The 23,895-nt window shown below is 63.5% G+C and carries 21 protein-coding genes and 3 tRNA genes; 18 read left to right on the top strand and 6 right to left on the bottom strand.

Features of this window, described 5'->3' with window-relative positions:
- Positions 1–30: 30 nt before the first annotated feature.
- Entirely contained in the window at positions 31–921 is an 891-nt protein-coding gene (locus PIN01S_RS18935; RefSeq protein ID WP_084337824.1) for an ATP-binding protein, read from the top strand.
- The gene (gene msrC, locus PIN01S_RS18930) at positions 918–1,400 is read left to right on the top strand and encodes a free L-methionine (R)-S-oxide reductase MsrC (protein WP_084337822.1); all 483 of its coding nucleotides are present in this window, start codon (positions 918–920) and stop codon (positions 1,398–1,400) included. The genes PIN01S_RS18935 and msrC overlap by 4 nt, the downstream gene beginning before the upstream one ends.
- Positions 1,401–1,428: 28 nt before the next feature.
- Here the strand turns inward: msrC and PIN01S_RS18925 are convergent, their stop codons facing one another.
- On the bottom strand, positions 1,429–2,094 hold the full coding sequence (locus tag PIN01S_RS18925) for a glutathione S-transferase family protein (RefSeq protein WP_084337820.1): 666 nt from the start codon (positions 2,092–2,094) through the stop codon (positions 1,429–1,431).
- Between the two features lie 19 nt (positions 2,095–2,113).
- Positions 2,114–2,884 carry a hypothetical protein gene (locus tag PIN01S_RS18920; RefSeq protein WP_084337818.1) on the bottom strand — a complete coding sequence of 257 codons (771 nt, stop codon included), beginning with the start codon at positions 2,882–2,884 and terminating at the stop codon, positions 2,114–2,116.
- A gap of 221 nt (positions 2,885–3,105) precedes the next feature.
- Between PIN01S_RS18920 and PIN01S_RS18915 the strand changes: the two genes are divergently transcribed.
- The 5 genes from PIN01S_RS18915 to PIN01S_RS27475 all read left to right on the top strand — a co-directional run bounded on the left by PIN01S_RS18915 (position 3,106) and on the right by PIN01S_RS27475 (position 4,251).
- Positions 3,106–3,181 (top strand) — tRNA-Glu (locus tag PIN01S_RS18915).
- 2 nt (positions 3,182–3,183) lie between these two features.
- Positions 3,184–3,259: transfer RNA gene (locus tag PIN01S_RS18910), tRNA-Gly, on the top strand.
- Positions 3,260–3,386: 127 nt separating this feature from the next.
- Positions 3,387–3,462, top strand: a tRNA-Gly gene (locus PIN01S_RS18905).
- A 217-nt stretch (positions 3,463–3,679) separates the two neighbouring features.
- Positions 3,680–3,958 (top strand): Arm DNA-binding domain-containing protein, encoded by a 279-nt coding sequence (locus tag PIN01S_RS27480; RefSeq protein WP_139198565.1) that lies wholly within the window; start codon positions 3,680–3,682, stop codon positions 3,956–3,958.
- Between the two features lie 77 nt (positions 3,959–4,035).
- On the top strand, positions 4,036–4,251 hold the full coding sequence (locus PIN01S_RS27475) for a phage integrase central domain-containing protein (protein ID WP_090257242.1): 216 nt from the start codon (positions 4,036–4,038) through the stop codon (positions 4,249–4,251).
- Positions 4,252–4,487: 236 nt separating this feature from the next.
- Here the strand turns inward: PIN01S_RS27475 and PIN01S_RS18895 are convergent, their stop codons facing one another.
- Positions 4,488–4,961 carry a MarR family winged helix-turn-helix transcriptional regulator gene (locus PIN01S_RS18895; protein ID WP_084337816.1) on the bottom strand — a complete coding sequence of 158 codons (474 nt, stop codon included), beginning with the start codon at positions 4,959–4,961 and terminating at the stop codon, positions 4,488–4,490.
- A gap of 82 nt (positions 4,962–5,043) precedes the next feature.
- A complete protein-coding gene (locus PIN01S_RS18890) occupies positions 5,044–6,807 on the bottom strand; it encodes a sigma-54-dependent Fis family transcriptional regulator (RefSeq protein WP_084337814.1) in 1,764 nt (587 codons plus the stop codon).
- 276 nt (positions 6,808–7,083) lie between these two features.
- Here PIN01S_RS18890 and PIN01S_RS18885 point away from each other — a divergent pair, with 276 nt between their 5' ends.
- The 8 genes from PIN01S_RS18885 (at position 7,084) to PIN01S_RS18850 (ending at position 17,893) form a co-directional block, all read left to right on the top strand.
- Positions 7,084–8,559: a benzaldehyde dehydrogenase gene (locus PIN01S_RS18885; RefSeq protein WP_084337875.1), complete on the top strand. Its 1,476-nt coding sequence runs from the start codon at positions 7,084–7,086 to the stop codon at positions 8,557–8,559.
- A 245-nt stretch (positions 8,560–8,804) separates the two neighbouring features.
- The gene (locus PIN01S_RS18880) at positions 8,805–9,572 is read left to right on the top strand and encodes a coniferyl-alcohol dehydrogenase (RefSeq protein WP_084337812.1); all 768 of its coding nucleotides are present in this window, start codon (positions 8,805–8,807) and stop codon (positions 9,570–9,572) included.
- A gap of 87 nt (positions 9,573–9,659) precedes the next feature.
- Positions 9,660–11,288 carry a DUF1302 domain-containing protein gene (locus PIN01S_RS18875; protein ID WP_084337810.1) on the top strand — a complete coding sequence of 543 codons (1,629 nt, stop codon included), beginning with the start codon at positions 9,660–9,662 and terminating at the stop codon, positions 11,286–11,288.
- A 21-nt stretch (positions 11,289–11,309) separates the two neighbouring features.
- Entirely contained in the window at positions 11,310–12,671 is a 1,362-nt protein-coding gene (locus tag PIN01S_RS18870) for a DUF1329 domain-containing protein (RefSeq protein WP_084337808.1), read from the top strand.
- 48 nt (positions 12,672–12,719) lie between these two features.
- Positions 12,720–13,766 carry a WD40/YVTN/BNR-like repeat-containing protein gene (locus tag PIN01S_RS18865; RefSeq protein WP_084337806.1) on the top strand — a complete coding sequence of 349 codons (1,047 nt, stop codon included), beginning with the start codon at positions 12,720–12,722 and terminating at the stop codon, positions 13,764–13,766.
- An 80-nt stretch (positions 13,767–13,846) separates the two neighbouring features.
- Positions 13,847–16,201, top strand: coding sequence for an efflux RND transporter permease subunit (locus tag PIN01S_RS18860; RefSeq protein WP_084337873.1), 2,355 nt, complete (start codon positions 13,847–13,849; stop codon positions 16,199–16,201).
- Positions 16,201–16,923 (top strand): hypothetical protein, encoded by a 723-nt coding sequence (locus tag PIN01S_RS18855; RefSeq protein ID WP_084337804.1) that lies wholly within the window; start codon positions 16,201–16,203, stop codon positions 16,921–16,923. The genes PIN01S_RS18860 and PIN01S_RS18855 overlap by 1 nt, the downstream gene beginning before the upstream one ends.
- Positions 16,924–16,933: 10 nt before the next feature.
- Positions 16,934–17,893 (top strand): alpha/beta hydrolase, encoded by a 960-nt coding sequence (locus tag PIN01S_RS18850; protein ID WP_084337802.1) that lies wholly within the window; start codon positions 16,934–16,936, stop codon positions 17,891–17,893.
- An 84-nt stretch (positions 17,894–17,977) separates the two neighbouring features.
- On the opposite strand, the gene PIN01S_RS18845 is transcribed toward PIN01S_RS18850, so the two are convergent.
- Both PIN01S_RS18845 and PIN01S_RS18840 read right to left on the bottom strand, forming a co-directional pair.
- Complete coding sequence (locus PIN01S_RS18845) at positions 17,978–18,928, bottom strand: PDR/VanB family oxidoreductase (protein WP_084337800.1); 951 nt, start codon at positions 18,926–18,928, stop codon at positions 17,978–17,980.
- Entirely contained in the window at positions 18,925–19,983 is a 1,059-nt protein-coding gene (locus tag PIN01S_RS18840; protein WP_084337798.1) for an aromatic ring-hydroxylating dioxygenase subunit alpha, read from the bottom strand. Before PIN01S_RS18840 ends, PIN01S_RS18845 begins: the two co-directional genes overlap by 4 nt.
- 178 nt (positions 19,984–20,161) lie before the next feature.
- On the opposite strand from PIN01S_RS18840, the gene PIN01S_RS18835 reads away from it, so the two are divergent.
- The 3 genes from PIN01S_RS18835 to PIN01S_RS18825 all read left to right on the top strand — a co-directional run bounded on the left by PIN01S_RS18835 (position 20,162) and on the right by PIN01S_RS18825 (position 23,811).
- Entirely contained in the window at positions 20,162–20,890 is a 729-nt protein-coding gene (locus tag PIN01S_RS18835; RefSeq protein WP_084337796.1) for a GntR family transcriptional regulator, read from the top strand.
- Between the two features lie 282 nt (positions 20,891–21,172).
- Positions 21,173–21,961 (top strand): hypothetical protein, encoded by a 789-nt coding sequence (locus PIN01S_RS18830; protein ID WP_218024719.1) that lies wholly within the window; start codon positions 21,173–21,175, stop codon positions 21,959–21,961.
- Positions 21,962–22,044: 83 nt separating this feature from the next.
- A complete protein-coding gene (locus PIN01S_RS18825; RefSeq protein ID WP_084337794.1) occupies positions 22,045–23,811 on the top strand; it encodes a hypothetical protein in 1,767 nt (588 codons plus the stop codon).
- Positions 23,812–23,895: the final 84 nt, after the last annotated feature.

Here is a 23,895-nt window from a genome sequence, read left to right as displayed (position 1 = left end):
CGGAGCTTGCGGTCGATCACGGAGTGCCGCATGGATACTCGTTTGGTTGCATTTCTGGAACGGGTCGAAACCGTTCTCAATCGTCTGGAGCCCTTGCTACCGGTGGAGCGCCCTGCGCTCGACTGGAGCCGCCATCTCGCCGCCCGTTGGCAGCGCGAAGGGCAGGGCGGCTATCTGCTGCCGCTTACGGTCGATCTGGACCTCAACCTGTCCGACCTGATCGGCGTGGACAAGCAGCGTGAACAACTGGCGCGTAATACCCGCCAGTTCATCGACGGCCTGCCGGCCAATCACGCCTTGCTATGGGGCGCACGGGGGACCGGCAAGTCGTCGCTGGTCCGCGCACTACTCGCCGAACATGCGGGTGTGGGGCTGCGCCTGATCGAGATCGAGCGCGACCATCTCGCCGACCTGCCGCGTGTCGTGGAACATCTGGCCGGCCTGCCGCAGCGCTTCGTGTTGTTCTGCGATGACCTTTCCTTCGAATCGGGGGAAGGGGATTACCGGGTACTCAAGAGCGTACTGGATGGCTCGCTGGAGCGTGCCCCGGCCAACGTGTTGCTCTACGCCACTTCGAACCGTCGTCATCTGGTACCCGAGAAACAGAGCGACAACGAACATTGGCAAATGGTGGATGGCGAACTGCACCCGAACGAGGCGGTGGAGGACAAGATCGCCCTGTCCGACCGTTTCGGACTCTGGCTATCGTTCTATCCCTTCAGCCAGGAGCATTTCCTCGATGTCGTCCGGCATTGGATCGGCGTGCTTGCCGAGCAGTCGGGGCTGAAATGGGGCTGGAGCGAGGAACTCGAAAAAGCGGCAATCCGCTGGGCGCTCGGTCGTGGTAATCGCAATGGCCGTTGCGCCTATCAATTCGCCCGCGATTGGGTGGGCCTGAAACTCCTGGAGAACCCGGCATGATCGATCTGCAACGGAGCGGCGAAGGCCTGGAAGGCTACGCGTTGCTCGCCGCACAACTGGAAGCGCTGCTGGCGGACGAGCGCGATTTCGTGGTCAATGCCGCTCAGTTCGCGGCGTTCCTTTTTCACGAGCTGGAAGGGTTGAATTGGGCCGGCTTTTATCTCAACCGCGATGAGGAACTGGTGCTCGGTCCTTTCCAGGGCAAGGTTGCCTGCGTGCGGATTCCCTTTGGCAAAGGTGTCTGCGGTGCTGCCGCAGCCAGCCGCACGACGCAGCGGGTCGAGGATGTGCACGCGTTTCCAGGGCATATCGCCTGTGACAGTGCCTCCCATAGCGAACTGGTGGTGCCGTTGGTGAAAGACGGGCGCCTGATCGGCGTGCTGGACCTGGATAGCCCGCGGCAGGCACGTTTTTCCGAAGAGGATCAGGTTGGCATCGAACGACTCGCGGCCATTTTCCTGCGTCTGACCGACTGCTGAATCGGAAATAAGGGCGGGTACGTTGCGCTCAGCGTGTTGCCAGGGCGCTCAGTTTGGCGAGTGTTCGTTGTTCTCCCGGAAGGACGCTCTGCACCGAGGGGCGTCCCTTGATTCGCTGATAGAGGGCCGCGAGATTGGGCCAGCGGCCTTCGTCGAGCCGCTCGCCGCCATGCTCCATGTTGATCAATTGGCTGACGATAGCCAGGTCGGCCATGCTCAGCGTTTCGCCCGTGAAATAGGGTGCATCGCCGAGCGCTCCCTCCAGATAGTCGAAATGAGCCGGGAGCTTGTCTTGCGCATCGCGAATGGCGTCTTCGTCGCAGGCCTTGCCCATGGTCGGTTTCAGCACGCGGTTACGGAATATGCAGAAGGTGGTGAGCGGCGCCAGTTCGTAATCCGCATATTTTTCCAGCCAGCGAATGCGGGCGGTCTCGACGGGATCATTGCCGTACAGCGGTGGCAGATCGGGATAGCGATCTTCCAGGTACTGGCAGATCACGCTGGAGTCGGCGAGGGTCAGATCGTCGTCCTTGAGGGCTGGGATTCTTCGCAGGGGATTGAGTTCGTGATACCAGTCCGGTTGATCGTGCGGCACGATCATCTGCAGGTCGTACTCCAACCCTTTCTCGATCAGGCACAGGCGTAGCTTGCGTACGAACGGAGAGAGCGGAGCTCCATAGACGGTCAGGCTCATGGCATCCTCGTCGAGGCCGTCAATCGTAGATGTTCTTTTTCTTCCAGTCGTCTTCGTCTTCCAGGGACTTCAGGCCTTCGGTCAGCTCGGTGGGTTCGTCGTCCGTTGGCTTGGCTGTTTCCAGGACCAAGGCATTAGCGCGGGCCAGGAGTTGCTCGAACTGCTGTAGCTGGGCTTTGTAAGTCCCCGGATCATTCTGCTTGCGCAGGTATTGCACGCCGCGCTCGAAAGCCAGGCGCGCCTGGCGTGGCTGGTTCTGCTGAAGGGCTTGCTTGCCGACGTTGCCGAACAATTCGACGTTCGTGCGCACCAGCATCTGGCGGATTTCCTTTACCCAGTGCTTGGCGTCATTGGCCGGTAGCAGGTTCTCCTGTGCGGAGCGGACGACCAAGCCGTGCAGCCCCTCCAGTTGAAAGCGGATTTCCTTCGCCGAGGCTTCCGCCGCCACGGTTTGCGGAGCGTTGCGGACCGGAATGGATTCGCCCTGGGCGAGCAGGCCATTGAGTGCGTCGATGCGTGTCTTGAGAGTGGCGTTGCCCTTGTCCAGGGGCAGTAGGCGTTCGGCGAATTGCAGTTCCAGACGGCTGAGCAGCAGCTTGAGCGCCGGCGTCATCAACTGACCGGGAAGCGTCTCCGACAGGTCGGCGCAGCGGCGCAGGCGATCGCTTAGGTCGGCTCTCTGGCGGGCTTTCTCGAGCTTGCTGTTCTCAACCAGGTTATTGATATAAGCGATAGCGATCAGCAAAGCGATGCCGGCGACGATCAAACCTGTAATCAAGAGCGGAGACATCGGGACAACCTCTCGAACACGTGTTTTGCGCCGAGTGTAGTGCCTTAACGGGAAGGCTCATAGCGCCAGCTCAGATTCTCGCCAGAAGTCATTGATTTAGAAAAAGTTTTACTCAAGGGTTGACGGCCATCGAGTGGCTCCCTAGAATGCGCGCCACTTCCAGCGTAAAGCCTCAGGCGGAGCGAGGGAAGCCGGAAAATCTGTTGTAAGTTCCGGGCCGCGTCCCCTTCGTCTAGTGGCCTAGGACACCGCCCTTTCACGGCGGTAACAGGGGTTCGAGTCCCCTAGGGGACGCCAATGCGGGAATAGCTCAGTTGGTAGAGCACGACCTTGCCAAGGTCGGGGTCGCGAGTTCGAGTCTCGTTTCCCGCTCCAGTTTCAAAAGCGTTGCCTGTCCAGGTGTCGCTTTGATTAGAAACCGGAAGGCGTTGCAGTTCGAAAGTCTGCTGGTTTCAATGATCCGAAGGCCAGATGCCAAGGATCAGCCTCTAAAGGCATCAATGCGGGAATAGCTCAGTTGGTAGAGCACGACCTTGCCAAGGTCGGGGTCGCGAGTTCGAGTCTCGTTTCCCGCTCCAGATGTAGATCTATAGATTTCCACACAAGTCTGTAGGTCATTGAAAAAAGGGGCTTTTGCCCCTTTTTTCATTCCGGTAAGTTCCACCGAATTCCAGTTACAGCCACACTTTTTTAGTACATCGAAAAGCGGGGCTACAGCGTATCGGTTTTTGGCTGGAGTCTCTCTTGCTGTGAACCGTACATCTCTCCTCCATCAAAGAGACGGGAGATGGTGCTATGGCACTCACAGACACGGCCATTCGCATGGCCAAACCCGCCAACAAAAACTACAGCCTAAATGATGGCGATGGCCTGTCGCTGTTCGTCGGTGCCAACGGCGCCAAGCATTGGTATTTCCGCTTTTCCTGGCACGGTGGCAAGCAACTGCGCATTTCCTTCGGTACCTCCCGGACGTCAGCCTCAAACAGGCCCGCCAACTGCGTGACGAAGCGCGCGCTCTGGTTGCGTAAGGGGCGATCCCCGTCAGCACAGGCAACAGAGTCGCCGCGTGGTTAGCTTGGCAGCCGAGAACACCTTTCGGTCGTTGGGTTGAGTTCCGGCGCGATAGCCTAAAGGAAGGCCGTCAAACCACTTTGGCCCAACTGCAACGCATCTTCGATAAGGATGTGCTGCCGTTTCTCGGGAAACGCCCCATATACGACATCAAGCGCTCTGATCTCTTGGAAGTGCTGGCCCGCATCGAGAGGCGGAAGGCACTGACGATCGCCGAGAAATGCCGTGCATGGTTCAACCAGTTGTTTCGCTACGCCTTGGTCACGGTGGAGGGCTGGCGCAGAACCCAGCAATAGATTTGGACGTTGTGGCGCTGCCCAAGCCATCTGTCAACCACCATCCCTTCCTGAGTATGGCGGAGCTTCCGTCACTATTGGCCAAGTTGCGCCGGGCCACCACCGAGACGCTTTGCCCCGGTTCCGTACGAAACTGCCTATGAGGATGACGACAATACATCAACTGTTCATCCGGCAAGTGGTGAGGCAGTAATGCCAATCACCGGTCAGATTCCACTAGATAGGATCAGTGGTCTTCAATGGCTTTCCCGGTACAGCTTGCGCAGTAGTGCTAGCAGTTGTTCGCGTTCCTGCGCGTTGAGCGAGTCCGTCGACTCAAGGTCGCTCTGTGCGGCCAGTTGCTTGAGCTCCTTGAGCCGGGTTTCCCCCGCCTTGCTCAGGAAGATGCCGTAGGAGCGCTTGTCCGGCTTGCAGCGCAGGCGCATGGCCAGGCCGAGCTTCTCCAGCTTGTTGACCAGCACCACCGCCTGCGGCGGCTCGATGGCCAGGGCGCGCGCCAGGTCGGCCTGCATCAGGCCGGGGTGCTGTTCGATGATGACCAGCGCGGTGAACTGCGCCGGGCGCAGGTCGAAGGGTTCCAGGCGCGCCGAGAGGTGCTGGAACACCTTCATCTGCGCGCGGCGCAGCACGTAGCCGAGGTAGCTTTCCAGCTCGCGGTCGAGCACCGCCTGGTCGGGGAGGGTTTCGCTCGGGATGGGGGTTCTGGCCATGGTGCCTGCAGTGTCGATATGAAGTTAATACTGTTAATCATTTTGCCGGGCATGGCGCATTAGCGCCAGCGCCGATTCGGTTTCAGCCCGCTTCGCCATCGCCGTGCTTCTTCAGCCGATAGGCGAACTGGGCACGGCTCAGGCCCACCAGGCGCGCGGCGGCGGCGACGTTGCCCTCGGCGCGGCTCAATGCTTCGTCCAGCAGGCGCCGCTCCAACTGGTCGATATCCGGGGTGATCTGCAACTCCTGCAGGCGGTCGAGCAGCGAGGTTTCGGGGCTGGCTGCGGGCGGCTCGACCGTGCTGGTCAGGGTGCCGCCCTGGCCGATGGAGTACAGCTGCGGCGGCAGCGGCTCGTTGTGGAACAGGTGCACCAGGTCGATGGGCCGGCCCTCGTCGCTGGCGATCAGGCCGCGCTCGATCAGGTTCTGTAGTTCCCGCACGTTGCCGGGGAAGTCGTACAGCAATAGCGCCTTGAGCGCGCGCATGGTCAGCCCGGCCGGGGTGCGGCCGTAGTCCTGGCAGTAGCGCAGGAGGAAGGCGTTGACCAGCAACGGGATGTCGTCGCGGCGCTCGCGCAGCGGCGGCAGGCTGATGGGGTAGACATTCAGCCGGTAGAACAGGTCCTCGCGGAATTCGCCGGCCTTCACCGCCTGGCGCAGGTCGATGTTGGTCGCGGCCACCACCCGCACGTCGACGGCGATCGCCTGGCTGCCGCCGACCCGCTCGATCTCGCGTTCCTGCAGGGCGCGCAGCAGCTTGCCCTGGCCCGGCAGGCTGAGGCAGGCGATCTCGTCGAGAAACAGGGTGCCGCCGTGGGCGCGTTCGAAGCGCCCGGCGCGCGAGTGGCTGGCGCCGGTATAGGCGCCGCGCTCGACGCCGAACAGCTCGGCCTCGATCAGGTTCTCCGGAATCGCCGCGCAGTTCAGCGCGACGAAGGGGCCGCCGTGGCGTGGGCTCAGGCGGTGCAGCTCGCGGGCGAAGAGTTCCTTGCCCGCGCCGGACTCGCCGCTGATCAGCACCGTCGCCGGGGTCGGCGCCACCCGCCGTAGCGCGTGGGTGGCGGCGTTGAAGGCGGCGCTGGCGCCGATCGGCTGCTGCTCGCCGGGCAGCGGCGTCTCGGCGTAGTTGGCCGTTACCGCGGTGGCAGCCGGGCGCGGCGCGCTGCCGGCGCTGAGGTAGCGCAGATCGTCCTCGACGTCGCCCCATTGCTCGGCGGTCTTGCCGATCACCCGACAGACCTTGTGGCCCATGGCGCGGCATTCCACCTCGCGGAAGATCACCAGGCGGCCGAACAGTCCGCTGACGTAGCCGATGGCGTAGCCCAGTTCGGTCCAGCAGGCCGGGTCCTGGCCGATGCCGTGAGCGGCGATGTGCTCGTCGGCCTCGCAGGAGTGGTGCCAGAGGAACTCGCCGTCATAGAAGCCGCTGTCGGCATCGAACTTGAAATGCAGGGTCTCCACCTTGGTCATGCCTTCGAGGGTATGCAGGCGGGTGCCGGCGTAGAACACCGAGGCGGCGTCGGCCTGCGGCCAGCGCGTGCGGATCAGTCGTGCATCGCGCGCGCCGGACAGATAGCCGGTGCGGGTGAACAGGCCGCGCGCCTGCTCCAGGCCCTGGCTATCGATGATCTCGCGGCGCAGGGCGCCGAAGGAGGAGCTGTGCAACAGCAGCATGCGCTGGTCGTTGAGCCAGATGCGCCCGTCCTCGGGGGAGAAGAACAGGCATTCGGCGAGCTCGGCCAGGGTTGGCGACTGGCTGTCCTGCAGTTGCGAGGCGTCGCCGCGCAGGTCGTCCAGGGCCTCGCCCTGGAACAGATCGACAAAGGGGAGCTTGGGGCTGTCCATCGATCGCCTCGCTGCGATTGCTCAAATGATCAACTGATAAATAGTTATTTAGCATAACTTTGATTTTTTCAGCATCTCCTTTTGTCCCCGCCGCTGGGCGAAGGTCCCCGCGCATGCCGCCTTCATCGCCAGAAGCCCCATTGCAGAGCCTTCGGAAGATCTCCCTCGAATAAGCGGCATGGCGCTTGCTCCTACCCCTGCAAGCACGAGCCGGCTGAGCAAATGGCGAAGCCGGGCGGGCAGGGCAATGACAATCACAAGAGCCAGGAGTGCGAGATGCCGGCAACCAACCACAACAGCTTTCTGCGCGAGACGCAGTGGCGCGAACAGATCTTCAACGGCGCCTGGATACGCCCGCTGGGCGGGGTCAACCCGGTGCGCGAGCCGGCCACCGGCGACGCGCTGACCAGCACCGGCATGGCCGATGCCGCCGACATGGCCAGCGCCTGCCTGGCTGCCGCCCGCGCCCAGCCGGCCTGGGCCGCACTCGAGCCGCGGGCCAAGGCGCAGATCTTCCGCGCTGCCGCCGGCCATGCCGAGGCCAACTTCGACGAGCTGGCGACCTTCGTCGCCCGCGAAACCGGCGGCAGCCTGCTCAAGGGCAGCCACGAGGTGCGCGAGGCCATCGTCCTGCTGCATCAGGCCGCCGGCCTGTTGGCGCAACCGCACGGCCTGGTGCTGCCCAGCGGCGCCGGCCGTCTGTCCTATGCGCGGCGCGTGCCGCACGGGGTGGTCGGGGTGATTTCGCCGTTCAACTTCCCGCTGGTGCTGTCGCTGCGCTCGGTGGCGCCGGCGCTGGCCGCCGGCAACGCGGTGGTGCTCAAGCCCGATCCGCAGACGCCGGTCAGCGGCGGCTTCCTGATCGCCCGCCTGTTCGAGGCCGCCGGTCTGCCCAAGGGCCTGCTGCAGGTGCTGCCCGGCGGTGTCGAGGCGGGCGAGGCGCTGTGCCGCGACAGCCACGTCGGCATGATCGCCTTCACCGGTTCCACCGCGGCCGGGCGCAAGGTCGCCGAAGCTGCCGGACGCACGCTGAAGAAGGTGGCGCTGGAGCTGGGCGGCAAGAACTCGCTGATCGTGCTCGAGGATGCCGACCTGGAGCTGGCGGCGAGCAACGCCGCTTGGGGCGCCTGGCTGCACCAGGGACAGATCTGCATGGCCACCGGGCGCATCCTCGCGCATTCCTCCATCGCCGCCGAGCTGACCCGCCTGCTGGTGCAGAAGGCCAAGGCCCTGCGCGTCGGCAATGCCGCGCGCGGCGAGGCCGAGATCGGCCCGCTGATCAACGAACGCCAGCGCCAGCGCGTGGTGGACATCGTCGAGGCCAGCGTGGCCGCCGGCGCCCGTCTGGAGGCCGGCGGCCCGGGCGACGGGCTGTTCTACCTGCCGACCGTGCTGTCCGGGGTGCGTCCGGGTATGGCCGCCTTCGAGCAGGAGATCTTCGGCCCGGTGGCCTGCGTGGTCGCCTTCGACGACGACGACGAGGCCGTGCAGCTGGCCAACCAGACCGAGTACGGCCTGTCGGCGGCGGTCATCTCGCCCTCGGTCGGGCGTGCCATGGCCATCGGCGAGCGGCTCAAGTGCGGCCTGCTGCACATCAACGACCAGACCGTGGCCGACGAATGCAGCAACCCCTTCGGCGGTCGCGGCGACTCGGGCAACGGCGGCAGCGTCGGCGGCCCGGCCGACTGGGACGAATACACCCAATGGCAGTGGGTGACGGTCAAGGACGCGCCGCCGCGCTACCCCTTCTGATCCTGACCGGCCCTGACGTGAACCCATAAGAGCCTGTTCAAAGGTTCGCGAGCTAGAGCAATGCAAGGCAAACACAGGCGAGGAAGCGGAGTTTACGAGCTGTAAATGAGCATTACTCGCTTCGCTCGCCCTACGGGCCGCGCTGAAGCGCGTTAGCCGCAAGCGGCTTGCCGAGCCTGTTTTTAACGCAGCAGTGCCGACGCGCAGCAGCCTTTGAGCAGGCTCTAAGAACAAGAGGACACACTATGAACCTGAGTGGCAAAACTCTGGCGGTGACCGGGGTCTCCTCCGGAATCGGCGCCGAGACCGCGCGCCTGCTGCGCTTTCACGGCGCGCGGGTGATCGGCCTCGATCGCAACCCGCCACACCTGACGCTGGACGGTTTCGTCCAGCTCGACCTGGCCTCGCCGCAGGCCATCGACCAGGCGCTGGCGCAGCTGCCGGCGCGCCTGGACGGCCTGTGCAACATCGCCGGGGTGCCCGGCACCGCCGCGCCGGAGCTGGTGGCGCGGGTCAACTACCTCGGCCTGCGTCACCTGTGCGGCGCCTTGCTGCCACGGATCGAGGCCGGCGGCAGCATCGTCAACGTCGCCTCGATTCTCGGCGCCGAATGGCCGCTGCGCCTGGAGCAGCACAAGGCCCTGGCCGCCACCACGAGCTTCGCCGACGGCGAGGCCTGGCTGGCGGCCAACCCGCCGGCCGCCGGCCAGGCCTACCAGTATTTCAAGGAAGCCTTGATCGTCTGGAGTATCACTCAGGCCCAGCCCTGGTTCCTGGAGCACTCGGTACGGATGAATTGCGTGGCGCCGGGGCCGGTATTCACCCCGATTCTCGACGACTTCGTCGCCATGCTCGGCGCCGAGCGCACCAGCGCCGACGCGCACCGCATCAAGCGCCCGGCCTATGCCGACGAGGTGGCGGCGGCGATCGCTTTCCTCTGCGCCGACGAGTCGCGCTGGATCAACGGCGTCAACCTGCCGGTCGATGGCGGGCTGGCCTCCACCTACCTCTGACCGGAGCCACCACCGAACCCCTCACCAATCCATGGCCGCGCTAGGGCGCGGTCGAGTCCGCCGAGAATAAAAACAATGAGGAAGACCATGAACAAGCAACCTTGCCGCACTGGTTTCACCCGCTCCACCCTGGCCTTGGCCGTCTGCCTGGCCGCTACCCAGGCCCAGGCGATGCAGATCGACCTTGGCGACAGCGACTGGCAGCTGCGCTGGGACAACACCTTCAAGTACAGCCAGGCCTGGCGCCTGCACCGCGCCGACGAGCGCCTGACCAACGCGCCCACGGCCGGCGGTCTGTACCCCTCGATCCAGAGTCAGGGCGACGAGAACTTCAGCCGCGGGCTGGTCTCCAACCGCCTGGACATCCTCTCCGAAGTGGATCTCAGCCACCGCAACTACGGCCTGCGCGTGAGCGGCGCGGCCTGGTACGACCGCGTCTACAACGAGGACACCGATAGCAGCGAGCATCCGCGCTTCCTGTCCGATACTCGCGAGCTGCATGGCCGCGACGCCGAGCTGCTGGACGCCTTCGTCTACTTGCGCGGCGAGCTGGGCGAGAGCTCCCAGGGCGTGCTGCGCCTCGGCCGCCACAGCCTGGTCTATGGCGAGAGCCTGTTCTACGGCGGCAACGGTATCGGCAACGCCCAGGGGCCGATCGACGTGGTCAAGCTGCTCAGCGTGCCCGGCACCCAGTTCAAGGAGATCCTGCGGCCGGTCAACCAGATCTCCGGACAGTTGCAGATCAACCCGCGCCTGTCGGTGGGGGCCTACTACCAGTTCGAATGGGAGCGCTCCAGCCTGCCCGGCGCCGGCAGCTACCTGAGCGATATCGACGCCATCGGCGAGGGTTCCGGTTCGCTGATCGACATCACCGGCGGCGCCACGGTGCATGCCAGCGATCTCGAGGCCAGGAACAGCGGCCAGGGCGGTGTGCAGCTGCGCTACAAGCCCGAGGGCACCGAGCTGGAGCTGGGCCTGTACGCCGCCAAGTACCACGACAAGGCGCCCAGTGGCCTGTACGGCTACGTCAATACGGCCGGGCCGTCGCCGGTCCTGGCGTCCTACCGCCAGGTGTTCGCCGAGGACATCAAGACGGTCGGCGCCAGCTTCTCCACCGCCTATGGCGACTTCAACTTCGCCGGCGAGGCCTCGCTGCGCTGGGATGCGCCGCTGGTCAGCAACCTGCAGGTGGTGCTGCCGGGCATGCTCGCCGACAACGCAGACGATGCCCTGTACGCCAAGGGCCGCACCGCCCACGTCAACCTCTCGACCATCTACCTGCTGCCGCCCTCGGCGTTCTGGGATGGCGGTTCGGTGATCGCCGAACTGGCCTGGAACCGCACCCTGAGCGTCACCGACAACCGCGCCGCGCTGGACAGCAACACCACCCGCGACGCCACCGCGCTGCGTGTGCTGGCCGAGCCGGCCTACTTCCAGATCGCCGACGGCCTGGACCTCAGCGTGCCGATCGGTGTCGGCGTGGTGCTCGACGGGCGTTCCTCGGCGGTGAGCAAGTCCGGCTTCGGCAACAGCCACGCCGGCGACTGGAGCGTGGGGCTCAAGGCCACCTACCTGCAGCGCTGGGAGATGGGGGTGAACTACGTGAACTTCTTCGGCGCACCGGGCGCCGGCCTGCGCGAGGACGGCAACTTCAGCTACCAGCAATCGCTGGCCGACCGCGACTTCGTCTCGCTCTACGTGAAAACGACTTTCTAATAACAACAAGGTGAATTCGCCATGCACGCATCCAAGTTTCTCTCTCTGTCTCTGCTGAGCCTCGCCCTGGCGAGCACCTCCCTGGCCCAGGCGGCGGTCAGCGCCGACCAGGCCGAACGCCTCAAGGGCGAGCTGACCCCCCTGGGCGGTGAGCGCGCCGGCAACGCCGACGGCAGCATCCCGGCCTGGGACGGCGGTTACACCCAGGCGCCGGCCGGCTACAAGAGCGGCGACAAGCGCCCCGACCCCTTCGCCGGCGAGAAGCCGCTGTACAGCGTCAGCGCCGCCAACATGGGCCAGTACGCCGAGCTGCTGGCTGAAGGCACCAAGGGCCTGCTGAGCAAGTACCCCGACTATCGCCTGGGCGTCTACCCGACCCATCGCAGCGCCGCGGCGCCGCAGTGGGTCTACGACAACACCCTGGCCAACGCCACCCGCGCCCAGCTCGACGTGGCCACGGAAAAGGTCAGCGGCGCCTATGGCGGCATTCCCTTCCCGATTCCGCAGAACGGCGCCGAGGTGCTGTGGAACTACCGCCTGTCCTGGCAGGGCGGCGATACCCTCAACGCGCCGTTCGACACCTGGCTGATGACCGCCGGCGGCAAGAAGGTGCAGGCCACCCGTGCGCAGTTCAGCTACCAGTTCCCCTACTACTTCGAGGAGGGCAGCCTGGAGAGCTTCGGCGGCAAGTACCAGTGGGGCAAGCTGTACACCGAGCTGCCGTCGTCCAAGGCCGGCGAGGGCCTGATGACCCACTGGGACGTCGACCCCTCGGCGCGCGCCGCCTGGCAGTACCTGGTGGGCCAGCGCCGGGTGCGCCGCGCGCCGAACATCGCCTACGACACGCCTGACTTCGTCACCTCCGGCGTCGGCCTGTTCGACGAGGCCTTCATGATCTTCGGCCCGACCGATCGGCATGAGCTGAAGCTGGTGGGCAAGAAGGAACTGCTGGTGCCCTACAACAACAACCGCGCGGCGCTGGCCAAGAGCGACGAGCTGGTGCAGCCGCGTTTCCTCAACCCGGACCTGGTGCGCTGGGAGAAGCACCGCGTGTGGGTCGTCGAGGCCACCCTCAAGGCCGGCAAGCGCCATGTGGTGCCGCGCCGCACCTACTACGTCGACGAGGACTCCTGGCAGGTGCTGCTGATCGACGGCTACGACGCCCAGGGGCGCCTGGGCCGGCAGATCTACAGCCTGACCCTGCTGGCGCCGGACATGCCGGTACTCACCTCGCAGGTGATGTGGGGCAGCTACAACCTCGACACCGGCGCCTACTTCCTCAACGCCTCGAGCAACGACCTGAACGTGCAGTACCACACGATGGCGCGGCCTTCGGCCTCGTTCTACACCCCCGACGCCATGGCCAACTCCAGCGCGCGCTGAGGTGAAACGGCGGGGCGGCGCGGCCGCCCCGCCTGCGAGGAGACGAGCATGAAAAGCAAACTCAATGGGTTGGCCGGCCTCGCCCTGTTGCTGTGCGTCGGCGTGGCGCCGCACCTGTGCGCGGCGCCTACGGTGCTGGAGCGCGCAGCGCTGCCCAGCGCCAAGGCCGAGCGCGCGGTGCTGCTGGGCCTGACCCGCGCCGGCCAGCGTCTGGTTGCGGTCGGCGAGCGCGGCATCGTGCTGCTCTCGGATGACGACGGCCAGCGCTGGCGCCAGGCCCAGGTGCCGGTCAGTGTCAGTCTCACCGCGGTGCAGTTCGTCGACGATCGGCGCGGCTGGGCGGTGGGCCACCTCGGCGTGGTGCTGCACAGCAGCGACGGCGGCGAGACCTGGCACAAGCAGCTCGACGGCATCGCGGCCGCCGAGCTGGCCCTGCGTGCGGCCGAGGCCAGCGGCGACACCAAGGCCATCGAGCAGGCGCAGTATCTGCTCGCCGACGGCCCGGACAAACCCTTTCTCGACCTGTATTTCCAGGACGCGCGCACCGGCTACGTGGTTGGCGCCTACAACCTGATCCTGCGTACCGAGGACGGCGGCGTCAGCTGGCAGCCCTGGATGCAGCATCTGGACAACCCGCAGGCGCTGAACCTCTACGGCATCCGCGCCTGGGACGGCGAGCTGTTCATCGCTGGCGAGCGCGGCCTGCTGCTGCGTTCGGGCGACGGCGGCCAGCACTTCGAGGCGCTGGAGTCGCCCTACGAGGGCAGCTTCTTCGGCCTGCTCGCCGCCCGCGATGGCCTGCTGGCCTACGGTCTGCGCGGCAACGCCTGGTGGTCGAGCGACCGCGGTGCCACCTGGCAGGAGCTGCAGACCGGTGTGGAGTCGGCCCTGGCCGCGGCCCTGGAGCTGGCGGACGGTCGCCTGCTGCTGGCCGGGCAGGGCGGCGAGCTGCTGTTCGCCGAGCCGCAGGGTGGTCGCGCGCAGAGCGCGCCGCTGCGCCTGGCGCCCGGCCTGGCCGCACTGGCCGAGGCCGCCGACGGCAGCCTGACCAGCGCCGGCCTGAGCGGCCTGGCAGCCCGTCAAACCCCGAAATAGCCCCGGTGCCTGCGCGGCCTGTGCCGCGCCCTAGGAGTTCGCAAGTGAAGTTCGAGAATCCAGCCAATGCGGTACCCGGCATGACCGGCAGCCTGAGCGACTTCGACCGGCGTTCGGGCAATGCCATCGAACGCGCCATCTTCAACCATCGCCTGGCGGTGATCCTGCTCTGCCTGCTGGCGACCCTGCTGCTGGGCTGGCAGGCCAGAAGCATCGGCATCAACGCCAGCTTCGAGAAGACCATTCCCACCCAGCACCCCTACATCGCCAACTTCCTCGCCGAGCGCGGCGAGCTGAGCGGCGTCGGCAACGCCCTGCGCATCGCCGTGGCGGCGCAGCAGGGCGACATCTTCGACGCCGCCTACCTGGACACCCTGGCCCGGCTCAACGACGAGCTGTACCTGCTGCCCGGCGTCGACCGGCCCTACATGAAGTCGCTGTGGACGCCGACCACGCGCTGGACCGCGGTCACCGAGGAAGGCCTGGACGGCGGCACGGTGATTCCCGACAGCTACGACGGCTCGCCCGCCAGCCTGGAAGAGGTGCGCGCCAACGTCGCGCGCTCCGGCGAGGTCGGCCAACTGGTGGCCGGCGACATGCGTTCCAGCGTGATCTTCCTGCCGCTGCTCGAGCGCAACCCGCAGACCGGCGCGCCGCTGGACTACGCTGAGCTGTCGCGGCAGTTGGAGACGCTGCGCGAGAAGTACCAGGGCGAGGGCGTGAGCATCCATATCACCGGCTTCACCAAGATCGTCGGCGACCTGCTTGAAGGCCTCAGCCAGATGGCGCTGTTCTTCGTCGTCGCGGTGCTGGTCAGCGTGATCATGCTGCTGGCCTACACCCGCTGCCTGCGCAGCACCTTGGTGGTGGTTGCCTGCTCGCTGGTCGGCGTGCTCTGGCAGGTGGGCTTGCTGGCATCGCTGGGCTACGCGCTGGATCCCTACTCGATCCTGGTGCCCTTTCTGGTGTTCGCCATCGGCATGAGCCACGGCTCGCAGAAGATGAACGGCATCATGCAGGACATCGGCCGTGGCCTGCCGCGCCTGGTGGCCGCGCGGATGACCTTCCGCCGCCTGTTCCTCGCCGGGCTGACGGCGCTGATCAGCGACGCGGTGGGCTTCGCCGTGCTCTGGGTGATCGACATTCAGGTCATCCGCGATCTGGCCGTCACCGCCAGCATCGGCGTGGCGGTGCTGGTGCTGACCAACCTGGTGCTGCTGCCGGTGCTGCTCAGCTACACCGGGGTCAGCGCCAATGCCGCGCGGCGCAGCCTGCGCGATCAGAGCGACGCGCAGCTGCCGCATCCGCTGTGGCGCACCCTGGCGCGTTTCGCCACGCCGCGCTGGGCCATCGCCGCGCTGCTGGTTGGTGCCGCGCTGGCGCTGCTGGGCAAGTCGGTCGGCAGCCAGCTGCAGATCGGCGACCTCGACCCCGGCGCCCCCGAGCTGCGCGCCGACTCGCGCTACAACCGCGACGTGCAGTTCATGAACGCGCATTACGCGGCCAGCTCCGACATCTTCGTGATCATGGTGCGCACCGGCGAGGACCAGTGCACCCGCTACAGCACCCTGGCGGCGGTGGACGAGCTGGCCTGGCGCCTGGAACAACTGCCCGGCGTGGAGTCGACCAACTCCATGGCGGCGTTGAGCAAGATGGCCAGCGCCGGCTACAACGAGGGCAACTTCAAGTGGTACGAGCTGACGCCCAACGAAGGGGCCCTCGGCGCCGTGCAGACCCGCGCCCCGCGTGAGCTGTTCAATCAGGGTTGCTCGCTGCTGTCGCTGTACGTCTACCTCGCCGACCACAAGGCCGCGACCCTGGCGCGGGTGGTGGCCGAGAGCGAGGCGTTCATCGCCGACCAGTCGCTGCCGGAGGTGAAGTTCATGCTCGCCGCCGGCAGCGCCGGGATCGAGGCGGCGACCAATATCGTGGTCGAGAAGGCCATGCGCGAGATGCTCTACTGGGTCTACGGCGCGGTGATCCTGCTGTGCTGGCTGACCTTCCGCAGCTGGCGCGCGGTGCTCGCGGCGATCCTGCCGCTGATGCTCACCTCGCTGCTCGCCGAGGCGCTGATGGTGGGCCTGGGCATGGGAGTGAAGGTCGCCACCCTGCCGGTGATCGCCCTCGGCGTGGGCATCGGCATCGACTACGCGCTCTACGTGCTGAGCGTGATCCTGGCGCGGATGAAGGCCGGCGACGACCTGGCGCAGGCCTATTACGGCGCCCTGTTGGCGACCGGCAAGGTGGTGCTGCTGACCGGCCTGACCCTGGCCATCGCCGTGGCCACCTGGGTGTTCTCGCCGATCAAGTTCCAGGCCGACATGGGCGTCCTGCTGGCCTTCATGTTCCTGGTGAACATGCTCGGCGCGCTGATCCTGCTGCCGGCGCTGGCCTGGCTGCTGCTGCCGCGTGCGGCGCGCAAGGCGGTGCCCTGATGACGCGCGCGGCACTGGTCATGGCGCTGCTGTGTCTGGCGCCGCTGTGCTGGGCCGAGCCGTCGCTGCATACCCAGGCGCTGCTGCTGACGGCCAACGCCCTGGTGTACTTCGACGCCGACCCGCGCGCGCGTCCCGACGAGCGCCACCTGGTCCGCATGCAGCAGGCCGGGGAGGGTGTGCGTCGTCAGCTTGACGCCAGGCCCTGGCCGGCCGAACTGCGCCAGGCCGGCGAGGCGCTGCTGGCGCGCCAGATCGCGCTGGCCGCAGTGCCACGCGAGCAGGCGCCGCGCTATCCGCAGCTGCTGGTGGCGCTGCTCGATGCGCGCCTGCAACTGGAGGCGCAGCTGCGCCAGCATGCCGAGGCCGCGACAGCGCCGCGCCAACTGCTGCAGCGCCTGAACCGGGCCATGGGCGAGCTGCTGCTGCACGCCCAGGCGCGCAGCGCGCGGGTGTTGGGCGATCACTCGCTCAGCCTCGATCAGGACGGCTTCGCTGCCCTGGACCAGCAGATCGAGGCGGATTTCGCCGAGGCCATCGAACTGCTGCCGGCGCAGGCCGAGGCGCTGCACAAACAGCGCCTGGTCTATCGCTTCGTCCGCAAACGCCTGCTCGATCCCGACCCCGGCCAGGTCGACGGCAGCCTGGAACGCTACGTCGGTGGCGTGCTGCTGAGCCTCGATGCGCTGGCCGCCGACCCCATGCTCGATCCCTTGCCATGAGAATTCCGCGATGAAACTACTGCAGACCCTCGCCGCCAAACTGCTGCGCGCCTTCGCCAAACGCATGAAGGCCAGCTTCGTCTACGACAGTGCGCAGTACCCGCTGCGCGCTCGCGAGACCCGCCATATCGACACGCCGCAGGGGCGCGCTCGGGCGTTGTTCTATTGGCCGCTGACGCAGGGCGACGCGCCGCTGCCGGTTTACCTCAACCTGCACGGCGGCGGCTTCCTCGCCGGTGTGCCGGAACACGACGACAGCTACTGCCAACGCCTGGCGCACAACCTCGGCTGCCTGGTGGTCAACCTCGACTATGTGCTGGCGCCCGAGCATCCCTTCCCGGCCGGTCTGCGCCAGTGCTTCGCCGTGCTGGAATGGCTGGCCGAGCAGGCGCCCGAGCTGGGCATCGACCCCTGGCGCATGGCGGTGGGCGGGCACAGCGCCGGCGGCAACCTGGCCACCGGCGTCGCCGCCCTGGCGCGCGGCCATCGGCTCCTGCGGGTGGTGCATCAGGTGATCGACTACGCCGCGCTGGATCTGGCGGCGCCGGCCGAGGGCAAGACCTCGGCCCTGGCCAAGCCGTTGCTGCGGCCCGGGCTGATGAACTTCTTCATGAGCTGCTACTTCCGCGACCCGGCGCAGGCGCAGGACCCGCTCGCCTCGCCGGCGCTGGCCGGGGTCGAGCAACTGCGCGGCCTGCCGCCGGCGACCCTGATCACCGCCGAGTACGACGTGCTGCGCGACGAAGGCCAGGCCTACGCGGCCAAGCTGCGCCAGGCCGGCGTGACGGTGCACGAACGCACTTTCGCCGGCTGCGACCATATGTTCACCCACCTGGGCCCGGATGAGTCCGCCGAGCAGGCCTGGCAACTGATCGAAGACGGCCTGCGCGAAGCCTTCGCCGATCAATCCTCATCGCAGTCCGGCGAACTGTCGGTCAAGCTGCACACCCAACCCGCACGCACTCTGTAGCCCGGCTGCAATCCGGGGCGTGTGGACGCATGCTTCCGGATTGCATTCGGGGCTACGACGGCGCCGCGAGTGGGGCGCTGTCTTTTACAAATCCACTACCAGACAAGCACTACGCGCCCGCGAACAACAAGGCGTGAACTGGTCGTTGCGCGCGCGTTCCTCGTCGCTGAGGAACAGGTCGCGGTGCTCCGGCTGACCGTCCAGCACCCGGGTCACGCAGGTGCCGCAGATGCCCTGGCCGCAGGACACCGGGATATCGAAGCCGGCGTCCTCCAGCACCTCCAACGCCGTGCGATCCTCCGGCACCTGCAGCTCCTGGCCACTGCTGGCGATGCGCAGGGTAAAGGCGCCACCACCGCCTTCACCTTGCGGCGCGGCGAAGTATTCGCGGTGCAGGCGCTCTTCCGCCCAGCCCAGGGCGCGAGCGGTGTCCAGCACGTACTCCATGAATCCATTGGGGCCGCAGACATACAGCTGGCTGCCGGGCGGCTCGGCGGCGAGCAGGGCGGGCAGGTCGAGCTTCTGCTCGGCGCTACCGTCGTCGTAGTGCAGATGGGTGTGCGCGGCGAAGGGCGCAATGGCCAGGCGTTCGGCGAAGGCGGCGAGCCTGCCTGAGCGTACGCACTGGTGCAGATCGAAGTCCGCGCCGAGGGCATACAGCCGCCAGGCCATCGCCAGCAGCGGGGTGATGCCGATGCCGCCTGCCAGCAGCAGGCTGCGCGGCGCCTGTTCGTCGAGGGCGAACAGGTTGCGCGGCGCGCCGATGCTCAGCCGCTGGCCGATGCGCAGCAGCTCGTGCACGGCCTGCGAGCCGCCGCGCGAGGCGGCGTCGCGCAGCACGGCGATGCGGTAGCGGTGGCGTTCGCGCGGGTCGTTGCACAGCGAATACTGGCGGACCAGTCCGTTCGGCAGGTGCAGGTCGATATGCGCGCCGGCTTCGAAGGGCGGAAGCGGCGCGCCGTCGGCAGCCACCAGCTCCAGGCCGAGGATGCCCTCGGCCTCCAGGCGCAGGGCGCGGATGATGACCTCGATCATAGGGCGCTCCTTGCCAGCACCTGATCGCTGGCCTGCTCGGCCTTGACCAGGCGCTCGATGATGCGCCGCGCCTGCACGCCGCCGGCGTCGATATTGAGCTTGAGCAGGTTGCGCTCGGGGTAACGCAGCAGGTTGCGCTGCTGGCGTTCGAGCATCTCCAGGTCTTCGCTGAAAATCTTGCCCTGACCTTCGCGGATACGGTCGGTGAGCTCGCTGTCGTCCACCTTGAAGCGCCGCGCCATGCCCCAGAAATACCAGATGGAGGTTTCGTTCTCCGGGGTGATGAAGTCGACCACGATGCTGCTGGCCTTGTACTGCTCGGGCGCGTCATAGCCGCCATGCCCGGCATGGGCCACGCCGACCTCGATCAGCACGTGGCTGGGCGGGGTAAAGCGGCAGATCTGCCAGCGATCCACCGGCGCATCTTCGTCCAGGCCGTTGGCCCTTAGTGCCGCGCGCCAGAAGGGCGGGGCGGAGATGTTCTCCATAAAGCGGCTGGTGATCACCTCGCTGCCCTCGACGCGGGTGTTGACCGGCGCCTCGTCGATCTCCTTTTGGCCGATGCTGCTGGCGTGCACGTAGGTTTCGTGGGTCAGATCCATCAGGTTGTCGACCATCAGCCGGTAGTCGCAGGCGATATGGTACAGACCGCCGCCATAGGCCCACTCGGGGCTCTCCGCCCACTGCAGATGTGGCAGTTGCGCCGGATCGGCCAGCGCCTCGTCACCGGGCCAGACCCAGATAAAACCGTAGCGCTCCACCACCGGGTAACGCTTGATGCAGGGAAAGTGCTGCACGCGCTGGTTGGGCATGGCGGCGGTCTTGCCGTCGCAGCCCATGGCCAGGCCGTGGTAGCCGCAGACCAGCAGGCCGTCCTCGACATAACCCAGCGACAGCGGCGCGCCGCGGTGCGGGCAGAAGTCTTCGAGGGCCACGGCACGGTTTTCCGCGCCGCGGTAGAACACCATCGATTCGCCGCAGATGGTGCGGCCCAGTGGCTTGGCGTCGATCTCGTCGGGTGTACAGGCAACGTACCAGGCGTTCTTCGGAAACATGGGGCCTCCTCGAGGCTGCTTGTTGTTATTGGATCCAATGGTCTGCTCCTTGGCTGTTGTTGACCATCCATTTGGCGCTTTATGGATCCATTTTTGGTCGATAATCGCCCGTTATATGCAGTTGACCTGGCTTTCGGCTGCCGTAGACTGGCGCCATTGGATCCAATGAGGAGTGATCATGAGCGGACCGGGGCAACGGGTGCTGGCGCTGCTGCGGCAGATGATCGCCGAGGGCAGCCTGGCGGCTGGCGAGCGCATCGCCGAGATCCCCACGGCCGAGCGCCTGGGGGTGTCGCGCATGCCGGTGCGCATGGCCTTTCGCGTGCTGGAGCAGGAAGGCCTGCTGATCCGCCATGGCGCGCGCGGCTACGCGGTGCGCCAGCTGGGTGAGGAGGAACTGGCCGGCGCGGTGGAGGTGCGCGGCGTGCTGGAAGGCCTGGCGGCGCGCCAGGCGGCCGAGCGCGGGGTGTCCGCAGAGGTTCGCGCGGTGCTGCTGGAGTGCCTGGAACGGGGCGATCGGCTGTTCGAGAAGGGCTATCTATGCGAGGAAGACCTGGCCAGCTATCACGACCTCAACCTGCGCTTTCATCAGACCCTGGTGGAGGCCAGCGGCAACCCGGCCATCGCCGCGGCGCTGGCGCGCAACGACCACCTGCCGTTCGCCTCGGTGAGCGCCCTGGTGGTCGACCGCGAGCATCTGGAACGGGAATACCGGCGTTTCAACTTCGCCCACCTGCAGCACCACGCCGCGGTCGACGCGGTGCTGGCCGGGCAGGGCGCCCGCGCCGAGGGAATCATGCGCGAGCACGCCAATGCGACGCTGCGTTACGCCCGTCTGTTCGGCACGGAAGAAGGTGACAGCGTTGGGCGTACGGTGATCCAGCGCGGCAGTCAAAAGCCGGGCTAGCAAGAGCCCCTTGTGCACTGGCACGGCAATCTAGCCGCTTCTGAACCGCCTGCCGCGTAGCCCGGATGCATCCGGGAGGCATGTCTGAAGCAGAGCCACGTTCCATGGGCGCCACAGCAAGCCGCGGTAGAGCGCTGGGTTGTGTGGCCCTATTTTTCGATCAGGCGACCGACTTGATAACAGTGGCAGGTCGAGGCTGTATTTTTATCCAGTCGTAATGCTGGAGCTAAAAGAGGAGGTCAAGCGAATACGCTGGATGGGTAGAGTGATTTCGGTAAGCCTGTGATTTATAAAGAGTTTTTGCGACTGTCACAGCGGAGTGGTGCGGAGTTATACGGAACGCTCTACTATCGGATTAGTAACGCCTTCCATCTAATCACTGTTATGCCAGAAAAAATTCGGGAGTGTGCGTTGATCAAGTATTTATATGGAAAGAAATCAATTCTGACACCACTAATTGAAGGGGAAGCCGGATTTAGATTTAGCGACCTTTCACATTACGCCAGAATGGAAAACGAGCTAATGAGAGATGATGAAATGTCAAAGACATTTATCATCGACAGATTCTCTGGCGAATTAAGCGTGAACGGCAGAGTAATCAGCCCCGAAGATATGACTCAAGATCCGAAGTTAACCGTACCAACAAGGCATTGCTACTGCCTTTGCTTGAGTAATCGCAAGAACTGCGACGAATTATTTAATAAATTTAAAGCTGACATATGCATTGAAGTCAATGTTGAGCTACTTGTAGAATTCCTCAAAGATTTCTTCACTCACAAATTTCAAGGCATGCAGGTTATTGCCAGAAACATAACGTATTACAGCAAAGGCCATCTCCCCAAGACACACGAAGCAAGTGATTTGGTATTTTATAAACCAGATGCATTTAGCCATGAAGCCGAATTTAGAATTGCGCTATTCTACCCACTGAACAAGCCGGGTTTTAAAGCAACTGATGGGGAAACACTCCCCTTTAAAGACGACAATGAATCAATGCACATGACTTTTGCATATCCGGACAAAGAATTTCTAAAGCAGTTCATCGGCAATACATTTGAGCGCAAAGCATAACAACTGGTTCAAATCGTTCGCTTCGCTCACTGGGACGGGCTAAAGCCCGCCCCTTAACCAAACGTTAGCAAGGAGGCAGGATAGTGCCAGAAAGACTCAGATTGACTAAAAATGCACAATTTTACAGAGTCAATGATCCTGTAGAGGATGAGTTGGTTAGAAGTATCCTCGACACTGCCTCTGATAATATGAATCCCGATAGTGGATTTGTAATTGATCAATTTAGGCAGGAAAGGAATGTAAATGAACTAAATTTAAGTTTCGTCTATTCGGTCAGGGTATTTCCTTCTAATCGGCCAGTTTACTTCTTGGACGATGATTTCGAAGACAAGGTTTATGCATTTATATTGATCATTGAGACTGGCAACTACCTTGCTGTTCTAAAGAAGAGCTGTGCCAACATATTCGACCTGATGGATGAAAACTTTACGCTTGTCGGCAGTAAGGAATTTTCATCTTCATTCTCTGATGATGATGTGGAATTTCAGAGATTAGCGCTTAGAAATATGACGGTGTCAGATCGCGCAATGAGATCCAGATCGTATGAGGCGGCTGACTTAAAAGGATTGCTTTCCACACATTCGGCGGGTAGGTCGATTCCCTATTACTTTAAGCTCCGACAAGGAGCCAAGACCAGATCTATATCAGGAACTGGTCGTGTTGTTGAATCGTCCAGCAGAGAAACGATCGACAATATCGCTGCATGGGTTTCCGAGCAGATCAATCTTATAGAATCTCCCGGCAATACAAACTTCTTAGATGCTTTCGCAAGTAAAGTGGAGCTAAATGAAGTCTTAGCGAGTTGCTCGCCTAATGCCATCCTTCTAGAAAGTTCCTCCTTGTTTGATCGTCTGAGGAAGGACGGTGTCCAAGTAAAATATAAAACAAAGAAGGGCAAGGTCATCAGCGTTTCCAGTCGCGTCTACAAAATCCTAGAGTCTGCACTAGAGAAAGTATACGAGATAGATTCAGATTTGAACGTCATCGGTGTTAATGACGGTTCTCGGATTCGAGCCAACAAGAAAAGCCTGACTTTATATTCAAAATATCTTGCAAGGTTCCGTGTGCATGAAAACGGGAAGTTAATAACCCTTCAAAAGTATATTGTTAAGCATGGGTTCTATAGTGTTACTTTTGACGATCCCAAATACATGTACTTTATGGGTGCGTGCTTCGAAGATTCTTCTGGAGTTTCCGAGATCGACAATATCCTCGAGATTTTTCAACCAATAGGGCTAATGCCTGACGTCAAATCGGAAAAAGGCAGTTTTACTGTAGAAAGCGAAAATTTCACAGACGATTCGATGTTTGATGCCGTTGAAAAAATACATGCTGAAGATGATTATATATTCTGTGACGATTTAGGTGATGAGTGGGCTGACCATATTACCTTTAATAAGGAGAACTCAAACATATGCTTTATTCACTCGAAATATGGTGATCCCAGCACATCAGCTAGCAACTTGCATGATGTCGTAGGTCAAGGGATTAAGAATCTTGGAAACATGTATTTTGATGCAAGTGCTATGCTGTCGAAATTAGATAAAACATTTAAGAAGCATTACAAGTCAGTAAAAGGTGTTCAGACAAAAATACCGAGGATACGAAAGGGTGATATCGATGATTTAGAGGGGTATCTGGCGAACTTGCTTAAGGATTACAAACTCAATCGTAGCTGCGTCTTATGCTGTTCGTTTCTTTCGATTTCAGGTGTTACAGAGGAATTTAATAAAATAAAAGAAGGAAAGCCTGTGAGAGGAAATATTATCCAGCTATTATGGATTATTTCCTCCTTCGCGCATGCGGTCAAAGATATGAACGCAAGGCCAATAATATACTGCGCTGAGTAACATTGCTAACAAGGCGCTGCTGTCGGACAAATTTTTCGCTGCGCTACAAATTTGCCGCAGAGCGCAGCGTTAGATTTTCAAGGA

The organism is Pseudomonas indica NBRC 103045 (genome assembly GCF_002091635.1).
GTDB classification, from domain to species: domain Bacteria; phylum Pseudomonadota; class Gammaproteobacteria; order Pseudomonadales; family Pseudomonadaceae; genus Pseudomonas_M; species Pseudomonas_M indica.
The sequence above is the reverse complement of the archived record's forward strand: the minus strand, read 5'-3'. Positions and strand labels throughout refer to the sequence as shown.

Bases quoted from the DNA above. Each gene is read 5' to 3' on its own strand.
- PIN01S_RS18935 (WP_084337824.1), top strand. From the start codon at position 31: ATGGATACTCGTTTGGTTGCATTTCTGGAACGGGTCGAAACCGTTCTC.
- msrC (WP_084337822.1), top strand. From the start codon at position 918: ATGATCGATCTGCAACGGAGCGGCGAAGGCCTGGAAGGCTACGCGTTG.
- PIN01S_RS18925 (WP_084337820.1), bottom strand. From the start codon at position 2,094: ATGAGCCTGACCGTCTATGGAGCTCCGCTCTCTCCGTTCGTACGCAAG.
- PIN01S_RS18920 (WP_084337818.1), bottom strand. From the start codon at position 2,884: ATGTCTCCGCTCTTGATTACAGGTTTGATCGTCGCCGGCATCGCTTTG.
- PIN01S_RS27480 (WP_139198565.1), top strand. From the start codon at position 3,680: ATGGCACTCACAGACACGGCCATTCGCATGGCCAAACCCGCCAACAAA.
- PIN01S_RS18895 (WP_084337816.1), bottom strand. From the start codon at position 4,961: ATGGCCAGAACCCCCATCCCGAGCGAAACCCTCCCCGACCAGGCGGTG.
- PIN01S_RS18890 (WP_084337814.1), bottom strand. From the start codon at position 6,807: ATGGACAGCCCCAAGCTCCCCTTTGTCGATCTGTTCCAGGGCGAGGCC.
- PIN01S_RS18885 (WP_084337875.1), top strand. From the start codon at position 7,084: ATGCCGGCAACCAACCACAACAGCTTTCTGCGCGAGACGCAGTGGCGC.
- PIN01S_RS18880 (WP_084337812.1), top strand. From the start codon at position 8,805: ATGAACCTGAGTGGCAAAACTCTGGCGGTGACCGGGGTCTCCTCCGGA.
- PIN01S_RS18875 (WP_084337810.1), top strand. From the start codon at position 9,660: ATGAACAAGCAACCTTGCCGCACTGGTTTCACCCGCTCCACCCTGGCC.
- PIN01S_RS18870 (WP_084337808.1), top strand. From the start codon at position 11,310: ATGCACGCATCCAAGTTTCTCTCTCTGTCTCTGCTGAGCCTCGCCCTG.
- PIN01S_RS18865 (WP_084337806.1), top strand. From the start codon at position 12,720: ATGAAAAGCAAACTCAATGGGTTGGCCGGCCTCGCCCTGTTGCTGTGC.
- PIN01S_RS18860 (WP_084337873.1), top strand. From the start codon at position 13,847: ATGACCGGCAGCCTGAGCGACTTCGACCGGCGTTCGGGCAATGCCATC.
- PIN01S_RS18855 (WP_084337804.1), top strand. From the start codon at position 16,201: ATGACGCGCGCGGCACTGGTCATGGCGCTGCTGTGTCTGGCGCCGCTG.
- PIN01S_RS18850 (WP_084337802.1), top strand. From the start codon at position 16,934: ATGAAACTACTGCAGACCCTCGCCGCCAAACTGCTGCGCGCCTTCGCC.
- PIN01S_RS18845 (WP_084337800.1), bottom strand. From the start codon at position 18,928: ATGATCGAGGTCATCATCCGCGCCCTGCGCCTGGAGGCCGAGGGCATC.
- PIN01S_RS18840 (WP_084337798.1), bottom strand. From the start codon at position 19,983: ATGTTTCCGAAGAACGCCTGGTACGTTGCCTGTACACCCGACGAGATC.
- PIN01S_RS18835 (WP_084337796.1), top strand. From the start codon at position 20,162: ATGAGCGGACCGGGGCAACGGGTGCTGGCGCTGCTGCGGCAGATGATC.